Source organism: Caballeronia sp. RCC_10, from assembly GCF_041360715.1.
Lineage (GTDB): Bacteria > Pseudomonadota > Gammaproteobacteria > Burkholderiales > Burkholderiaceae > Caballeronia > Caballeronia grimmiae.
This window is the reverse complement of sequence record NZ_JBFUPT010000002.1, coordinates 584,583-600,615: the sequence shown is the minus strand read 5'-3', so window position 1 is coordinate 600,615 and position 16,033 is coordinate 584,583. Positions and strand designations below refer to the sequence as shown.

At 64.6% G+C, this 16,033-nt stretch carries 15 protein-coding genes; 2 read left to right on the top strand and 13 right to left on the bottom strand.

The features are described from left to right. Positions 1-4: 4 nt before the first annotated feature. Complete coding sequence (locus tag AB6804_RS07260; RefSeq protein WP_370885949.1) at positions 5-1,729, top strand: GMC family oxidoreductase; 1,725 nt, start codon at positions 5-7, stop codon at positions 1,727-1,729. On the opposite strand, the gene AB6804_RS07255 is transcribed toward AB6804_RS07260, so the two are convergent. The 6 genes from AB6804_RS07255 to AB6804_RS07230 all read right to left on the bottom strand — a co-directional run bounded on the left by AB6804_RS07255 (position 1,717) and on the right by AB6804_RS07230 (position 8,065). Then, positions 1,717-3,144 carry an aldehyde dehydrogenase family protein gene (locus tag AB6804_RS07255; RefSeq protein WP_370885878.1) on the bottom strand — a complete coding sequence of 476 codons (1,428 nt, stop codon included), beginning with the start codon at positions 3,142-3,144 and terminating at the stop codon, positions 1,717-1,719. The two genes, AB6804_RS07260 and AB6804_RS07255, sit on opposite strands and share 13 nt — an antisense overlap. A gap of 19 nt (positions 3,145-3,163) precedes the next feature. Beyond that, a complete protein-coding gene (locus AB6804_RS07250; protein ID WP_370885877.1) occupies positions 3,164-3,961 on the bottom strand; it encodes an ABC transporter permease in 798 nt (265 codons plus the stop codon). After that, complete coding sequence (locus AB6804_RS07245) at positions 3,958-4,869, bottom strand: ABC transporter permease (RefSeq protein WP_370885876.1); 912 nt, start codon at positions 4,867-4,869, stop codon at positions 3,958-3,960. The genes AB6804_RS07250 and AB6804_RS07245 overlap by 4 nt, the downstream gene beginning before the upstream one ends. Further along, positions 4,866-6,200 (bottom strand): NAD(P)/FAD-dependent oxidoreductase, encoded by a 1,335-nt coding sequence (locus AB6804_RS07240; RefSeq protein ID WP_370885875.1) that lies wholly within the window; start codon positions 6,198-6,200, stop codon positions 4,866-4,868. Before AB6804_RS07240 ends, AB6804_RS07245 begins: the two co-directional genes overlap by 4 nt. A gap of 2 nt (positions 6,201-6,202) precedes the next feature. Continuing rightward, positions 6,203-6,916, bottom strand: a complete 714-nt coding sequence (locus tag AB6804_RS07235) for an HAD-IA family hydrolase (protein WP_370885874.1) — start codon at positions 6,914-6,916, stop codon at positions 6,203-6,205. Between the two features lie 72 nt (positions 6,917-6,988). Then, a complete protein-coding gene (locus AB6804_RS07230) occupies positions 6,989-8,065 on the bottom strand; it encodes an ABC transporter ATP-binding protein (protein WP_035962762.1) in 1,077 nt (358 codons plus the stop codon). 100 nt (positions 8,066-8,165) lie between these two features. Between AB6804_RS07230 and AB6804_RS07225 the strand changes: the two genes are divergently transcribed. Next, the gene (locus AB6804_RS07225) at positions 8,166-9,137 is read left to right on the top strand and encodes a LysR family transcriptional regulator (protein ID WP_370885873.1); all 972 of its coding nucleotides are present in this window, start codon (positions 8,166-8,168) and stop codon (positions 9,135-9,137) included. Here AB6804_RS07225 and AB6804_RS07220 read toward each other — a convergent pair. From AB6804_RS07220 to AB6804_RS07190, 7 genes are read right to left on the bottom strand one after another with little or no spacing between them, the layout of a single operon-like run. Continuing rightward, complete coding sequence (locus AB6804_RS07220) at positions 9,051-9,467, bottom strand: helix-turn-helix domain-containing protein (RefSeq protein WP_370885872.1); 417 nt, start codon at positions 9,465-9,467, stop codon at positions 9,051-9,053. The genes AB6804_RS07225 and AB6804_RS07220 overlap by 87 nt on opposite strands. After that, a complete protein-coding gene (locus AB6804_RS07215) occupies positions 9,464-10,633 on the bottom strand; it encodes an NAD(P)/FAD-dependent oxidoreductase (RefSeq protein ID WP_370885871.1) in 1,170 nt (389 codons plus the stop codon). The genes AB6804_RS07220 and AB6804_RS07215 overlap by 4 nt, the downstream gene beginning before the upstream one ends. Continuing rightward, on the bottom strand, positions 10,630-12,018 hold the full coding sequence (locus AB6804_RS07210) for an NAD(P)/FAD-dependent oxidoreductase (RefSeq protein ID WP_370885870.1): 1,389 nt from the start codon (positions 12,016-12,018) through the stop codon (positions 10,630-10,632). The genes AB6804_RS07215 and AB6804_RS07210 overlap by 4 nt, the downstream gene beginning before the upstream one ends. Next, positions 12,003-12,314, bottom strand: a complete 312-nt coding sequence (locus AB6804_RS07205) for a (2Fe-2S)-binding protein (protein WP_370885869.1) — start codon at positions 12,312-12,314, stop codon at positions 12,003-12,005. The genes AB6804_RS07210 and AB6804_RS07205 overlap by 16 nt, the downstream gene beginning before the upstream one ends. Beyond that, positions 12,311-14,146, bottom strand: a complete 1,836-nt coding sequence (locus AB6804_RS07200; RefSeq protein ID WP_370885868.1) for an ABC transporter ATP-binding protein — start codon at positions 14,144-14,146, stop codon at positions 12,311-12,313. Before AB6804_RS07200 ends, AB6804_RS07205 begins: the two co-directional genes overlap by 4 nt. Further along, complete coding sequence (locus AB6804_RS07195) at positions 14,143-15,075, bottom strand: ABC transporter permease (RefSeq protein ID WP_370885867.1); 933 nt, start codon at positions 15,073-15,075, stop codon at positions 14,143-14,145. The genes AB6804_RS07200 and AB6804_RS07195 overlap by 4 nt, the downstream gene beginning before the upstream one ends. Next, the gene (locus AB6804_RS07190) at positions 15,072-16,028 is read right to left on the bottom strand and encodes an ABC transporter permease (RefSeq protein ID WP_370885866.1); all 957 of its coding nucleotides are present in this window, start codon (positions 16,026-16,028) and stop codon (positions 15,072-15,074) included. Before AB6804_RS07190 ends, AB6804_RS07195 begins: the two co-directional genes overlap by 4 nt. Positions 16,029-16,033: the final 5 nt, after the last annotated feature.

The window sequence follows — 16,033 nt, the reverse complement described above, 5'->3', positions numbered from 1 at the left end:
CGACGTGTTCGACTATCTGATCCTGGGCGGCGGCTCGGCCGGCTGCGTGCTGGCCGCGCGTCTTTCCGAGGATGCGCGCACGAGCGTCTGTCTCGTCGAAGCGGGCCGCGATATCTCCGCCCACTCGATGCCCGATGCGATCCGCAGCCGCTATCCGGGCCGCGCCTATCTGGATACCCGCAACATCTGGCAGGCGCTGAAAGCGCGCATGAGCACGCGCCCGGCATCCCGGCGTTATGAGCAGGCGCGTCTGCTCGGCGGCGGGTCGGCGATCAATGCGCTGATGGCCAATCGCGGCTCGCCCGCCGATTACGACGAATGGGAAGCACTCGGCGCAACGGGCTGGAACTGGCGAACCTGCCTGCCCTACTTCCGCAAGCTCGAATCGGACTGCGACTTCAGCGGCGATCATCACGGCGGCGACGGACCGTTGCGCATCCAGCGCACGCCGCTTTCGCGCATTTCGCCGTTCGTGCGTGCCGTGCTCGCATCGCTCGCCGAACAAGGTCATGCCCTGCACGACGATCAGAACGGGCCGTGGCAAGACGGCACGTTCATCGGAGCCATCGCGGTGAGCGCGCAAGGCGAGCGCATTCCGACTTCGGTCTGCTATCTCGACGATGCCACCCGCTCACGCAGCAACCTCACGCTGCGCACCGACGAAGTCGTCGAGCGCATTCTGTTCGATGGCAAACGGGCGATTGGCGCCCGCATCGTTCGCAGCGACGGCACGCGTCACGATCTGAAAGCACGGCGCGTGATCGTATCGGCCGGTGCGATTCACAGCCCCGCATTGCTGATGCGAAGCGGCGTCGGGCCTGCGCAAGAACTCGCCGCGCTCGGCATCGATGTCGTTGCGGACCGGCCCGGCGTCGGCCGCAACCTGATGGAGCATCCGTCGATTGCCGTGTCCGCGTTCCTGCCGCGCGCCGCGCGCACACCGTTTCCGGACGAGCATCACGAGCAGGCCATCGTGCGTTTCTCTTCCGGCCTGCCAGATACCGTTCCGGGCGATATGCACGGCGCCATTCTTTCGCGCTCCGGCTGGCATTCGGTGGGTTATCGGCTCGGCACGATCTTTTTCTGGGTCAATAAGTCGTATTCGCGCGGACGCGTGACGCTTGCATCGCCGAATGCGTCCGATGAACCGAACGTCGATTTCGCCATGCTCGGCGATTCGCGCGATCTCGAACGATTGAAACTTGCGCTGCGCTTCGGCGCTGCGACGCTTGCATCGCCGATGATGAACGCCTCACGCGATGCCGTGTTTCCGTCGAGCTATTCTCCGCGCGTGGCGGCTGTCGCCGTGCCGGGCAAGTGGAATGCGCTGCAGCGTGGCGCACTGAGCGCGCTGCTCGATGTGGCCGGCCCGTTGCGCGGCGCGTTGATCAAAAGCGTCGTGACGCAAGGCGTGTCGATCGAAGACCTGCTGCGCGATGACGACGCGTTGACCGCGTTCGTCATGCGTTCGGTGGGCGGCACGTGGCATCCATCGGGCACATGCCGCATGGGTTCGTCGGGAGACATGCACGCGGTCACCGATTCGAGCGGCGCGGTCTACGGCGTCGACGCCCTCTATGTGTGCGATGCCTCGCTGATGCCCTCGATTCCCTGCGCGAACACGAACGTGCCGACCATCATGATGGCCGAGCGCATTGCCGATGCATTGCGCGGCGCACGGCCGGTCGAACCGGCGAACGCCGCGCAAACGGCGAACTACGCCCCGTAGCCCACGATGCCCTTCACTTCGAGAAACGCCTCCAGTCCCCACTCGCCGTACTCGCGTCCATTGCCCGACTGCTTGTAACCGCCGAACGGCGAGCCCGGGTCCCACGCCGGATGGTTCACGTAGACGCTGCCCGCGCGCATCCTCATCGCGACGCGGCGCGCCCGCTCCCGGTCCTTCGACTGCACGTAAGCCGCGAGACCATAGGGTGTGTCGTTGGCTATCGCAACGGCCTCTTCTTCATCGCGATACGGCATGATCGCGAGCACCGGCCCGAATATTTCCTCGCGCGCGATGGTCATCGAAGGATTCACGTTCGCGAACACCGTCGGCTTCACGTAGTACCCGCGCGCCAGTCCTTCGGGACGTCCGGGGCCGCCCGCAACCAGCGCCGCGCCCTCGCTCATGCCGATCTCGATCATGCGCTGGACACGTTCGAACTGCACGTCGCTGACGACCGGGCCCATCGTCGTGCCGGGCGCATCGGCGGGGCCTACGCGATGCTGCCGCGCCGCGCGCACCGCGATGTCCACCGCCTCGACGTGACGCGATGCGGGCACGAGCATGCGCGTCGGCGCATTGCACGATTGACCGCTATTGCTGAAGCACGCGTTCACCCCGGCCGTCACCGCTGCGTCGAAATCAGCGTCATCGAGCAGGATGTTCGCCGACTTGCCGCCGAGTTCCTGATGCACGCGCTTCACGGTCGGCGCGGCGAGCTTCGCAATCTCGACGCCCGCGCGTGTCGATCCGGTGAACGACACCATGTCCACGTCCGGGTGCGCGGACAGCGCCGCACCGACGGTCGGGCCATCGCCGTTGACGAGATTGAATACGCCTTTGGGCACGCCCGCCGCATCGACGATTTCGGCGAAGAGCACCGCGTTCATCGGCGACACTTCGCTTGGCTTGAGGACCACCGTGCATCCTGCGGCAAGCGCAGGCGCGACCTTGCACACGATCTGATTGATCGGCCAGTTCCACGGCGTGATGAGCGCCGCTACGCCGACAGGCTCGTGATTGATGAGCGTGGAGCCCTTCATGCGCTGCCACTGGAAACGCTCGACCGTTCGCAGCGTCTCCTCGATATGCCGCTTGCCGAGTCCGGCCTGCCACGCATGCGCGAGCTTCTTCGGCGCGCCGATCTCGCGCATGATGACGTCGGCCATCTCGTCGTAACGCGCGAGATACGCGTCGAGCAAACGATGCAGCAACGCGACGCGCTCTTCGACGCAGCTCGCTGCGAACGATGCAAACGCACGTCGCGCGGCGGCTACTGCGCGCTCGGCGTCGCGGGCATCGCCGAGCGCGACTTCGCCGATCGGCTCTTGCGTCGATGGGTCGATGACGGCCAGACGCCTGTCGCCGATCGGGTCGACCCACTCGCCATCGATGTAGAACTGCTGCAAATGTCGCATGTTTTCAGGGGTGAAATGGTCAGGCTCGCGCCACGGAAGAAGAGCGCCGGCTCACGACGACGATCATCACGAGGCACAAGGTCAGGGCCGTCAGCATCGTGCTGATCGCGGCGATGGTCGGATCGATTTCATCGCGCAGCGTGACGAACATGCGGCGCGTGAGCGTCTGGTTGTTGCCGCCCGAGATGAACAGCGCGACGACGGTTTCATCGAGCGCCTGAATGAACACGAAGACCGCGCCGGAAATCACGCTCGCCTTGATTTGCGGCAGCGTCACCGCCATGAACGCGCGAAAGCGATTCATGCCGAGACTGCGCGCCACCATCTCCTGCGTGCGGTCGAACGTGCGCAGATCGGCGCCCACGGAAATCAGCACATAAGGCAGGCCGAGCATCGTATCGGCGATGACGAGACCGCCGAGCGTGTTCACATAACCCATCTGCGTGAAGACGAAGAACACGCCCACCGCGACGATGATGATCGGGACCATCAGCGGCAGCATCAGCAGCGGACGCAGATAGCGCAAGGACGGATGCGATCCGTACTGAATGCCATACGCGGCCGCGATGCCGAGCGGCGTCGCGATCAGCGCCGCGCACGAAGAAGCCGCGAAGCTCGTCTTCGCCGCGTCGATCCACGCGGGATTATCGAAGAAGGCGTGATACCAGCGCAACGAATACGCGGGCGGCGGGAACGTGAGAAAGCGCGCATCGGAGAAGGACAGCGGCACCACGATCACCACCGGAATCATCAGGAACGCGAGAATCAGCATCACCGATGCACCCAGCGTCACGCGGCCGAACGACCATGTATTCATTTCGCCCCCAGCGTCTTTTCGAGCGGAATCACGCGGCTCACGGCATAGAAAATCGCGAACACGCAGATGAGCAAGACCACGCTCACCGAACTTGCCGCGCCCCAACTGTTGTAGATCTCGACGTTGCGGCTCACGATCATCGAGACCATCATCGACTTGCCGCCGCCCATCAGCTCCGGCGTGATGTAGAAGCCGAGACACAGCACGAACACGAGCGTCACGCCCGCGAGCACGCCGCTCATCGAGAGCGGAAGGAACACGCGCAGAAACACATGCAAGGGCGATCCGCCGAGACTCGCGCCCGCTTGCGACAGATTGGGCGCGATCTTCTGCATTGCGGAGAAAAGCGGCAGCACCATGAACGGCAGGAGAATGTGCACCATCGCGATGATCGTGCCGAACTGGTTATACGAAAGCTGCAAGGGACGGTCTATCAGGCCCATGCCCAACAGCGCCTTGTTGATGAGACCCGTGCGCTGCAACAGCACGAGCCACGCATAGGTGCGCACGAGCACGCTGGTCCAGAACGGCAGGATCACCATGCCGAGCACGAGCGCGCTCCATCGCGGCGAGAGCGACGCCGCGAAGTACGCGACCGGATAGCCGAGCAACAACGTGATGAGCGTCACGATGAGGCTGAGCTTGAAGGTCAGCAGGAACGTGTCGAGATACGCGCCCGTGAAGACGCGCTTGTAGTTCACGAGCGATAACGCGCCATCGTGCACGAACGATTGCCACGACAGCCACGCGAGCGGCGCGACCAGCAGTACGATCACGACGAGCAGCGCCGGCGTCATCAACAGCAGCATCGTGCGGTCTTCGCGGCGTTGATGGCGCACCGTGGGGTCGAGCGTCGCGGCATGCATCACGGCGGTGTCCTGGAGTATCCGTTTGGCTGTCGTCATCATGCACCTACCGCGTCTAGAAACTGATACCACGCGGCGACGAGCCTCACGCCCGGCGCGCGCAGCGTGTGAAAGGGCACCGGCCGCAGACCGTTCTGCGCGAGCAGGGCAAGCTCGGGCGTTTCACCGAGCGCGAGCGCAGCCGCATGCTGGCCGATGAGACTCGCCATCGCGACGCCCGCGCCGTTATAGCCGAGGCAGAACGTCGTCGCATCGTCGCTGCGCCCCACGTGCGGCAGCGCGTTGAACGTCATGCCGACATAGCCCGACCAGCGATAGTCCACCGCCACGTCCTTCAATTGCGGAAAGAGCGCGATCATCGCGCGTTGCAGCGCATCGAAGCCGGTCGGTTCGCCTTCCTTGCCGAACGCATCGCGGCCACCGAAGAGCATGCGGCCATCGACCTTGCGGAACCACTTCATCATGCGCCGCGTTTCCGTGTAGCTGCGGCGATTGACCATGAGTTGCGCGTCGAGATCGGGCGGCAACGGCGCGGTCGCGATCATCGCGCTTCGGAACGGCACCAGTTCGCGATGATACGAAGCGGTGGCATCGGTGAGATTGGAATACGCGTTCGTCGCGACGATGACCTGCTTCGCGCGAACACTGCCGCCGGGCGCGCGCAGATGCACCCGGCCGTCCTGTGCGCGCGACATCTCGATGACGGGCGTCGATTCATAAATCGGCACGCCGCGTGCGGTCATTCCCGCCGCGATGCCGCGCACGTATTCGAGCGGCAGGATCGTGCCCGCATCCGCGCTCAACACGCCGCCGACGAAACCCGCCGATCCCGTCTCGTGCGCCACTTGCGCACGCGATTGCACGGTCATCGATGTATCGACGAGGGATGTGCGCAGCCAGTCCGCTTCCGCGCAGATCGACGCGAAGGCGCGCTCGGTATGCGCGCACCGCAAGCTGCCGGACCGTTCGAAATGAGCGCGTTCGAGCTTGAATTCGTCGACGAGCGCCTCGACGGTGCGCACGCCATCGTGCGCAAGCCGATGCATGCGCTTCGCCACGTCCATGCCGTGCGCGCTCGCGATCGCCGGAAACGACACGCGAAACTTGGACGACACCACGCCGCCGTTGCGCCCGCTCGCGCCCCAGCCGACCGGATTCGCATCGAGCACCGCGCATTCGACGCCGCGCTTTTGCAGCGCATACGCGGCGCTCAACCCCGAATAGCCCGCGCCGACGATCGCGACTTCGACATCGATATCGCGTGCGAGCGGCGCACCCGTGCTGACTGGCGCGTCGAACGCAGGCACGCGGGCGGCCATCGCTCGCCATAGCGATTCCGGTTGCGGGCGCAGCGGAGCGGACGGAGCGCGCATCGTCAGGCCGCGGCGCGGACTTCGTCGTCGACGGCATCCGCGAGCGCGGCCAGCGTCGCGAACTTCCACGTCGGTTCGGTGACGGCTTCCGGCACCGGCGTCGCGCCGAAGCCCTTCATGCCCTGACGCCGTTCGATCCAGCACGTCGCGTAACCGAGCTTCGTCGCGATGCCGATGTCGTGATACTGGCTCTGCGCCGTATGCAGAATCTCTTCGAACTTGTAGCCGAACGCGGCCTGGCGTCCGCGGTTATAGGCAAAGAATTGCGGATCGGGCTTCGCGACGCCGGTTTCATCGCAACAGACGGTATCGTCGAACGGATTGCCGAGCGTGTGTGCATACGCCGACAACGCGACGCGATCCGCGTTCGTCATCGCGACGAGACGGAAGTGCTTGCGCAGACGCTTCAACGCAGCCACCGAGTCTTCGAATGCGGGCCATTCGAGCACGTCGCGCTGGAATGCCGCCGCCGATTGCTCATCGTCCGGGAGACCTAACTTTTTTGCCAGATGCAGATACACGTTCGCCATCTCATGGCTCGAACGGCCGGGATACGTCGCGCGCCCTTCCATGTAGGGCTCGAAAATCTGCTCATCGGTCAGATCCCGGGCTTTCGCGCCGCCGAGCCGGCGCACGGAATCCAGCACGCCCTTTTCGAAGTTGATCAGCGTGCCGACGACATCGAACGTCAGAACCTTGAAATCGGTGAGATTCATTGCTTCATCCTCTACGGGTTGCATCGCTACGTTGACAGTCGAAATCGCCCGTGCACAGGCGGTGAATGGAGATCAGGCCGCGACCACGATCGTGTCTTGCGGATCGAGCGCCACGGTCATCGAGCCGCCCGGTGCGGGAATGCGCTTGCGGGCGTCATGGCCGCCGGGCTGGCGAAGACTGATCGCGGTGCCGTCGGCGAGGGCCGCGAACACACGCAGGCTTTCGCCCTGATACAGCACTTCCGTCACGCGGCACGACAGGCGGTTCGCATGCGCATGACGATTCTCGCCGTCGATAACGAGCTTCTCCGTCTGCACCGCGAGCAACAGCTTCTGGCCGCGCGGCAACGGATGCGCCGTGCGCAGGATCGTGTCGCCGAGCCGCACGGCATCGTCGCCGGCGCGCGTGACGTCGAGCATCGTCGCTTCGCCGATGAAGCTCGCGACGAACGCATCGCAAGGGCGGTCGTAAAGACGCTCGGGCGTGTCGATCTGCACGAGCTTGCCGTCTTTCAGCACCGCGACGCGATCGCTCATCGTGAGCGCCTCGCGCTGATCGTGCGTCACGTTGACAATGGTCGCGCCAAGCTGACGATGCAGCCTGCGCAATTCGATCTGCATCGTCTCGCGCAATTGCTTGTCGAGTGCGGAGAGCGGTTCGTCCATCAGGATCAGTTGCGGCTCGAAGACGATCGCGCGTGCCAGTGCGACGCGCTGCTTCTGCCCGCCCGAAAGCTGATGGATGCTGCGGCTTTCATAGCCTTTGAGTTCGACCATCGCGAGCGCGTCGGCCACGCGTTTGGCCCATGTCGATTTCGGCTCGCGACGCGCACGCAGCGAGAACGCGACGTTCTCGCCCACCGTCATATGCGGAAAGAGCGCGTAGTTCTGAAAGACGATGCCGATGTTCCGCTTGTGCGGCGGCGCGAATGTAATGTCACGCTCGCCGACCCACACGCTGCCCGAAGTCGGCTGGACGAAGCCGCCGAGAATGCCGAGCAGCGTCGTCTTGCCCGAACCCGAAGGTCCGAGCAGCGAGACGAATTCGCCGGGCGCGATGTCGAGCGAGACGTCATCCAGCGCAGTCACCGCGCCATAGCGCCTCGTGGCGGACCTGATCGACACTCCGGTTTTAGCGCGTGCGTCCATAACGTTCGTCTCGTCCAAAAGAGAGAGGTTGGGAAAATACTAAGCCGCGATGTTTTTGACGGCAATTCCAAAATTGTTGGATCGGGCATAACATGAAGTCATGCCCAACCTTCGAAAGAAACTGCCCAGCGCGAATGCGCTCTTCGTGTTCGAAGCGGCCGCGCGCTGCGGCAACTTCACCCGTGCAGCGCAAGAGCTTTATGTCAGCCAGCCTGCGGTCAGCCGCATGCTCGCACGCATGGAAGACCATATCGGCGTGCGGCTGTTCGAGCGCGTGCGCGGCGGCATCGAACTGACGGAAAGCGGCGAGATTCTCTATCGGAAGATATCGGAGGGTTTCAGCGGCATAGAAAGCGCGATACGCGAAATCGAAGCGCGTGCGACCGGTGTGGAAACCGTGACCTTGTCGGTGTCCACCGGCTTCACGACGCACTGGCTGATGCCGCGCATGAGCCGTCTGAATGAGGCGTTTCCTTCCATCGACTTGCGCTTTCAGTTGATTTCGGGGCGCATAGGCGGGCCGCTCGTCGATGTCGATCTCGGCATGCGCTTCGTGCACGACGAGGACATTGATGAAAACGCCGTGCTGGTGATGCCCGAAATCCTCCTGCCGGTATGCAACCCGCGTTATCACGAGCTTGCAAAGACGCCGGCGGCGCGCGCGCACGGCGATACGGTCATCGTGATGGACGACGAAGAGCGCGGCTGGCACGAGCGTTTTCATGCGTTCGCGTCCAGGCAACGTCATGCGGCCGGCATGCTGCGCTTCAACGACTATGCGATCGTCGTGCAGGCGGCCTTGCTCGGTCAAGGGCTCGCGCTCGGCTGGCTCAACGTGACATCGCACTGGCTCGCGCAAGGCGCGCTGGTGCCGGCCGAAGAAGAGCTGATCGTCACGAGCCGCCGTTGCTGCCTGCTCACGCCGCCGAACCGGCCTGTGAGGCCCATCGTCGCGGACGTGCGTGAATGGATCATTCAGGAAGCATCAAGCGACATGCGCACGGTCGAAAGCACTTACCCGCGCCTGGGCCTGCGCAACGCGCTTCTTCAGACCGGCATCGAACTCGGCTGAACGCGCCTTCTCGCGCGTGCGTTCGATGAACGCGCTCGGCGTCATGCCGCATAAGCGCTTGAAATGCCGCGCGAGATGGCTCTGATCGAAGAAGCCCACTTCCGTGGCGACGACCGATCCCGGCACGCCCGCGAGCAACAAGGTCTGCGCGCGGCGCACGCGCAGTTCGCACAGATACTTGTACGGCGACAGCCCGAACTGCTCGCGGAACACGGTCGCGAAGCGCGATATGCTCAACGCCGACAAATCCGCGAGTTGCGCGAGGCTCACGGTCTTGTCGAAATTGGATTCGATATAGGCGAGTGCATCGACCAGATTGGCTTGGCTCATGGCGAAGTTTCGGAAGTCACCGATTCGGCTTGCGTCGACGATGTACGTTGAAATCGTCTGATGGAGAACGATGAAAGGTCGATGGGCGTGCTGCCCGTATCGAGCAACTCGGCAAGCGTTTCGCCGACGCCCGGGCCGATCTGAAAACCCGATCCGCTGAAACCGAATGCGTAGAACAGGCCATCGACTTTCGAGCTGGGCCCGATGATCGGCTCCGAATCCGGCAGATAGCTTTCCACGCCGCTCCATACGCGAATCACTTGCAGCGGGCGCATCGCGGGCACCATGCGGACGAACTGCGCCAACTGCGCGACGGTGTTCTCGGGCAACACGGATGCGCGGCGCGTGACCGGATCGGCGGGACCAGGCGGGCCGCCGCCCAGCACGATATTGCCGCGCGCCACCTGCCTGTAATACACGCTCTCCTTCTTGATCGACGTATAGACGCCCATCGACGTGCTGAACACGTAGGGCACCGGCTCCGTCACGGCCATCTGCGGACCGCGTGCGACGAGCGGCACCGGCTCGCCGGCTTGCGTCGATAGCGTATTGGCCCATGCGCCCGCGCAAATCAGCACTTGCTCCGCGCGATAGATCTCGCCCGTTGCGCTTTCCACGCGAAAGCCGCCCGCTTCCTTTTCGACGCGCACGACTTCCGTGTTTTCCACGATGCGCGTTCCCAGCCGCGATGCCGCGCGTCCGAATGCAGGCGCAGCGAGTCGCGGATTCGCGTGACCATCGAAGGGCGAAACGGATGCCGCGAGCACCTCGCGGCCAAGATGCGGATAGCGCCGGAACATCGCTGCGCCATCGAGCACTTCGAGATCGAGGCCATGGTCGCGCGCATCGGTGGCATAGCGATGAAAGTATTCGGCGTCGTGCGCGTGATAGCACACGCGCGTATGACCCGACGGCATGAACTCGACGTCTTCGCCCAGCAATTCGCGCGAACGCCGCCACGTCTCGAGCGCGCGATTGGACATCGCAAGCTGTTCGAGCGCACGCCCTTGCCGGCGCACGCCGCCGAAGTTGACGCCGCTTGCCTGCTGCCCCGTCAAGCCGCGCTCGAGCAGAATCACCGATCGCTGGCGGCGGCGCAGAAAGAAGGCAGTCGTCGTGCCGACGATGCCGCCGCCGATCACGATCACATCGGCGCGTTCGCTCATTCGCTCGTCTCCATGTCTGCTTGCGTCGTGATCGCCATCGGCAGCGGTTTGACGGGCGCCTGTCCGCGCAGCCGCCCCACTGCTTCGAGCGGCACGCGTGCTTCCGCCGCGATGACTTCCGCGCCTGCATGGGCACAGAAGCGGCCCTGGCACCGGCCCATGCCGACGCGTGAAAACGCTTTCGCGCGATTCGCTTCCTTCGCGCCCATCTCGTTCACGACGCGCCGCAATTCACCGGCGGTAATCGCTTCGCATCGGCAGACGATAGTGTCGTCCGGCAATGCGGCGGCGAATTGCGCGGGCCACGGAAACGCGGCGCGCAGCCCGGCGGCGAAGCGCGTGAAGCGCTGCAACTGCATGCGCAACCGGTCGGCTTCGTCTTCATTGCAAGCGACGCCGGTATCCTTCAACACGGCCAATGCGGCGAGACGTCCCGCGCGTTCGGCTGCATCGGCGCCTCGCACGCGCGCGCCATCACCCGCAAGATAGACGCCCTTCACGTTGCTGCGGCCGTCTTCATCGGCGATGGGAAGCCACTGCTGCAACGCGTGATCGAAGCGGAATTCGCAGCCCGCAAGGTCCGCAAGCTGAGTCTCCGGGCGAAGGTGATAGCCGAGCGCAACGGCATCGCATGACACTTGCAGCGTCGCGCCATCGGCCTGCTTCACGCGTACGTTCTGCACGCCGTTCTCCGGCGTTCCTTCGATGGCAACCGGCGTGACGCCGCGATGAACCGGCACGCGTGCATCCTTGAGCACACGCATCAACGCGATGCCTTTCTTCAACGTCGACGGAATCGCGAGCAGTTGCGGCAATGCGCGCACGCGTTGAGCGAACGTTGATGTATCGAGCACGGCGCTGACCGTCGCGCCCGCCTTCACGTATTGCGCAGCGACGAGATACAGCAATGGGCCGGTGCCCATCATCACGACGCGCGAGCCGATCGCGCAGCCCTGCGACTTCAACGCAACCTGCGCGCCGCCGAGGCTGTACGTGCCCGCGTGATGCCAGCCGGGAACCGGCATCAGCCGATCCGTCGCGCCGCTGCAAATGATGAGCGCATCGAACGCCATCTTGCGATGGCGCGTGCCGCTCACCACATGGACCGCGTGCGGCTCGATGTTCCACACGAGCGTATCGGGCACGTAGTCGATGTTCGCGCGCAACGCATCGAAGTCCCGGTGCAAGGAATGCGCACGTTCCGCTTCGGTGCCGTAAAGCGCCGCGTAGGTGCGCGTGAATCCTTCGGGCTGCCGGCGATAAATCTGCCCGCCGTCGCGCCGTCCTTCCTCGATGACGACCGGACGCAAGCCCGCTTCGACGAGCGCCTGCGCCGCGCGCCCGCCCGCCGGTCCCGCGCCGATCACGATTACAGTCGCGGCCATAACCCCTCCCTGTCCGCCAGCCGCGTGACGATCGACATGCCTTCGACCGCTGGCGTCGTGCACGCGCGCACGCGTTCGCCGTCCGCCGTCCACACCCAGCAGTCCTGGCATGCGCCCATCACGCAGAAGCCGGCGCGCCGGCCATCGCCGAATTCGGAATCGCGCAAGGCGTCGTGCGATGTCAGCAGCGCGACCATCAACGTGTCGCCTTCCGCTGCGAGCGCGCGCTGGCCGTCGATATGAATGGCGAAGGTCTTGCGCCCCTTCTCCGCGACTCTCACGAAACGTCCGCTCATGCCATCACCGTTTCGGGCGACTGCATGCGCGCGAGATCATCCGCGCTGTGATGACACAAAATCTGCGAGCCCGATGGCAGCGTCTTCTTCGCGGGCGGCGTCTTGTTGCATTTACCGTCGATACGCGCGGCGCAGCGCGAGCGGAAGCTGCAAAGTTGCTGCGCACCGCTTTCGGGGCCCATTGCGGGCAACGCGGCAAGCGCCGTCGCGCGTCGCGCGTCGAGCCAGCCGGGACGCAGCGCCGGAACCGAATCGACGAGCAAGCCCGTGTACGGGTGATACGGCGGATGGGAAAGCGCGTCGCGCTGGCCGGCTTCGACACACTGACCTGCATACAGCACGATGACGTCGTCGCAGATCGCGCGCACCGTCGATATGTCGTGGCTGATGAACATATACGACACGCGCAATTCACGGCGCAGTTCCGCGAGCAGATCGAGAATCGCGGCGCCGACGACCGTATCGAGCGCGGACGTCACTTCATCGCAGAGAATGAGTTCGGGATTCGCCGCGAGCGCGCGCGCGAGATTCACGCGCTGCTTCTGCCCGCCCGACAAACCGCCCGGCTGACGCTTCGCGATGGATGCGGGCAGCTTCACCAGATCGAGCAATTCGAGCATGCGCTTTTGCGCGGCTGCGCCGCGCAAGCCGTGATAGAAGTTCATTGGCCGCGCGAGAATATCGGCGATGGTGCGGCTCGGGTTCAGCGCCGTATCGGCGTTCTGAAACACGATTTGCACACGGCGATACTGATCCAGCGTGCGCTCCGACAGCTTCGCGGACAAGGGCTTGCCGTCCAGCAGGACGTCGCCGCGCGCACGATCGACGAGACCCGCGATCACGCGAGCGAGCGTCGTCTTGCCCGAGCCCGATTCACCGATCACGCCGAGCGTCGCGCCGCGTGCGATCGTCAGGCTCACGTCATCGAGCACGCGCACGGCCGGAACGCCGTTCGCATCGACGCGGCCATAGCCCGCGCTCAGATTGCGTATCTCCAGCAGCGGCGTTGCCTTCGCTACTGGCGTGCCGTCGACTTCGAGTTCTGGACGGCGCGTCGCGGCAAGCAACTGGCGCGTGTAGTCGTCGGCGGGCGCATCGAGCACTTGAGCCGTCGCGCCGTTTTCACGCACGCGTCCGTTATTCAACACGACGATGCGGTCCGCCATTTGCGCGACCACAGCCAGATCGTGCGAGACGTACACCGCCGTCGTGCCCAGTTCGCGCACCACGCCCTTGAACGCGGCGAGCACTTCGATCTGCGTGGTCACATCGAGCGCGGTGGTCGGTTCATCGAATACGACGACAGCGGGATCGGTGATCATCGCCATCGCCGCCATCAGGCGCTGCAACTGCCCGCCGGATACCTGATGCGGATAACGGTCGCCGATGATTTCAGGATTCGGCAACGCAAGCGAGCGAAAGAGCCCGACAGCTTTCTGCCGCGCGGCGGCGGGCGTCATCAGCTTGTGCAGCAGCGCCGGCTCGGTCACCTGATCCATGATCGTGCGCGCCGGATTGAAGCCCGCCGATGCGCTTTGCGCGACATACGCGACGGTGCGCGCACGCAAGGCGCGGCGGCCCTTTTCATCGAGCGCGAGCACATCGACATCGCCGATTCTCACCGAGCCGCCCGCGATCGCGCATCCCGCGCGCGCATGGCCGAGCAACGCCAGCGCAATCGTCGTCTTGCCCGAACCCGACTCGCCGATCAGCGCAAGCACTTCGCCCTTCTTCACCGTGAAATCGACGCCCTTCACGATCTCGACGACCGCATCGGGCGCGCTGCCCGCGACCACGCGCAAGCCCCTTACTTCGATCATGTCCGTCGTCATTTCGCGCCTCCGTGCGAACGCGCGCCATGACGGCGCAGGCTGTCGATCAGCAGGTTGACGCCGACCGTCAGCGTCGCGATGGCGACCGCCGGCATCAGCACCGCAGGCGCGCCTTCGGACAGACCGCCGATGTTCTCGCGCACGAGCGAGCCCCAGTCGGCGTTCGGCGGCTGCACGCCGAGGCCGAGAAAGCTCAGGCCCGACAGCAGCAGCACGATGAACACGAAGCGCAGGCCGAAGTCCGCGAGCATCGGATGAATCATGTTGGGCAGCACTTCGACGCGTGCGATATAGAAGAGCTTTTCTCCGCGCGCCTTCGCCACCTGCACGTATTCGAGGGTCATGATGTTGACCGCGAGTGAGCGCGAGATGCGGAACGCGCCGGGGATATACGCGAGCGCGGCGACTGTCATCAGCATCGGAATGGACGAGCCGAATGCCGCGATCACGACGAGCGCGAGTATCTTGCTCGGGATCGAGATGAGTGCGTCGAAGAGGCGGCTCAGCACTTCATCGACCCATCGGCCCGAGACGGCGGCGATGAGACCGAAGCACGTGCCGATGACGCTCGCCGCGACCGTCGATGCAAGCGCGAGACCGACCGTGTACTGCGTGCCGTACAGGATGCGGCTCAGCATGTCGCGGCCGAGGTAGTCGGTGCCGAGCAGATGCGCCGCGCTATATGAGGCGAAGATTTCCGTCGACGTAAACGCGCCGCCTTTATACGGCGCGACGAGCGGCCCGATGAACGCGACCGCGAGCCAGAACACGACAAGCGCGAGACCAATCAGGCCAAGCACGGAAAAGCGGTGCACGAGGCGGCTGACCGCGCCGCGCCGCGCCGGAGCGGGTGCCTGCTCTTGCGGGGCGTCGGCGGGCGGCTGGTCGTATAGCACGGTGGTGGCGTGAGAAGAGACGTTCCGGTTCATCGTTGACGCAGCCTCGGGTTGGAGACGATCTGGGCCAGATCGGCGATCAGAACGAGCGCGAGATACGCCGCGCAGAACACCATCACGCAGCCCTGCACGAGCGGCATGTCGCGATTGGTGACGGCATCCACCATCAGGCTCGCAAGGCCCGGATAGTTGAAGATGGACTCGACGATCACCACGCCGCCGAACAGATACGACAGCGACAGCGCGACCGCATTGGCGATCGGTCCGATGGTGTTCGGCAACACATGCCGCAACACCACGCGCATCGGGGAAGCACCCTTCAGCACGGCCATTTCCACATACGAGGCGTTGAGCTGATCGAGCACCGCCGCCCGCGTCATTCGCGCCATCTGCGCGACGATCACGCAGCAGAGCGTCATCACCGGCATCGCATAGGTACGCACGAGCGCGCCGAACGACGACACATCCGACAGATACGACAGCGCCGGCAGCCAGCGCAGCTTCACGGCGAAGATGAGCACCGCAATGGTCGCGACGAGGAACTCGGGCACCGCGACCGTCGACAACGTGAGGACGTTCAGCGCGCGATCGAGCAGCGAGCCGCGATACATCGCCGACAGAATGCCGATGGTGAGCGCAAGCGGCACGGACACGAGCGCCGTCAGCCCCGCGAGCACGAGCGAATTCGGCAAACGAGTCGAGATCAGTTCACTGACCGGCAGATTGTTCGACAGCGACGTGCCGAAGTTGCCTGTCGCCACATGCGCGAGCCATTGCAGATAGCGCGTGACGGCGGGTTGGTCGAGACCGAACTGATGCCGCAGCGCGGCGACCTGTTCGGGCGTGGCCGCCTGGCCGAGCGCCTGCTGTGCGGCATCGCCCGGCAAGAGGCCGGTGATGCCGAATACGATCATCGACACGATCAGGAGCGTCAGCAGCGCGAGGCCGAGGCGCGCGGCGACGAGTCGTTGCGCGTGAACTTTCATCGGAT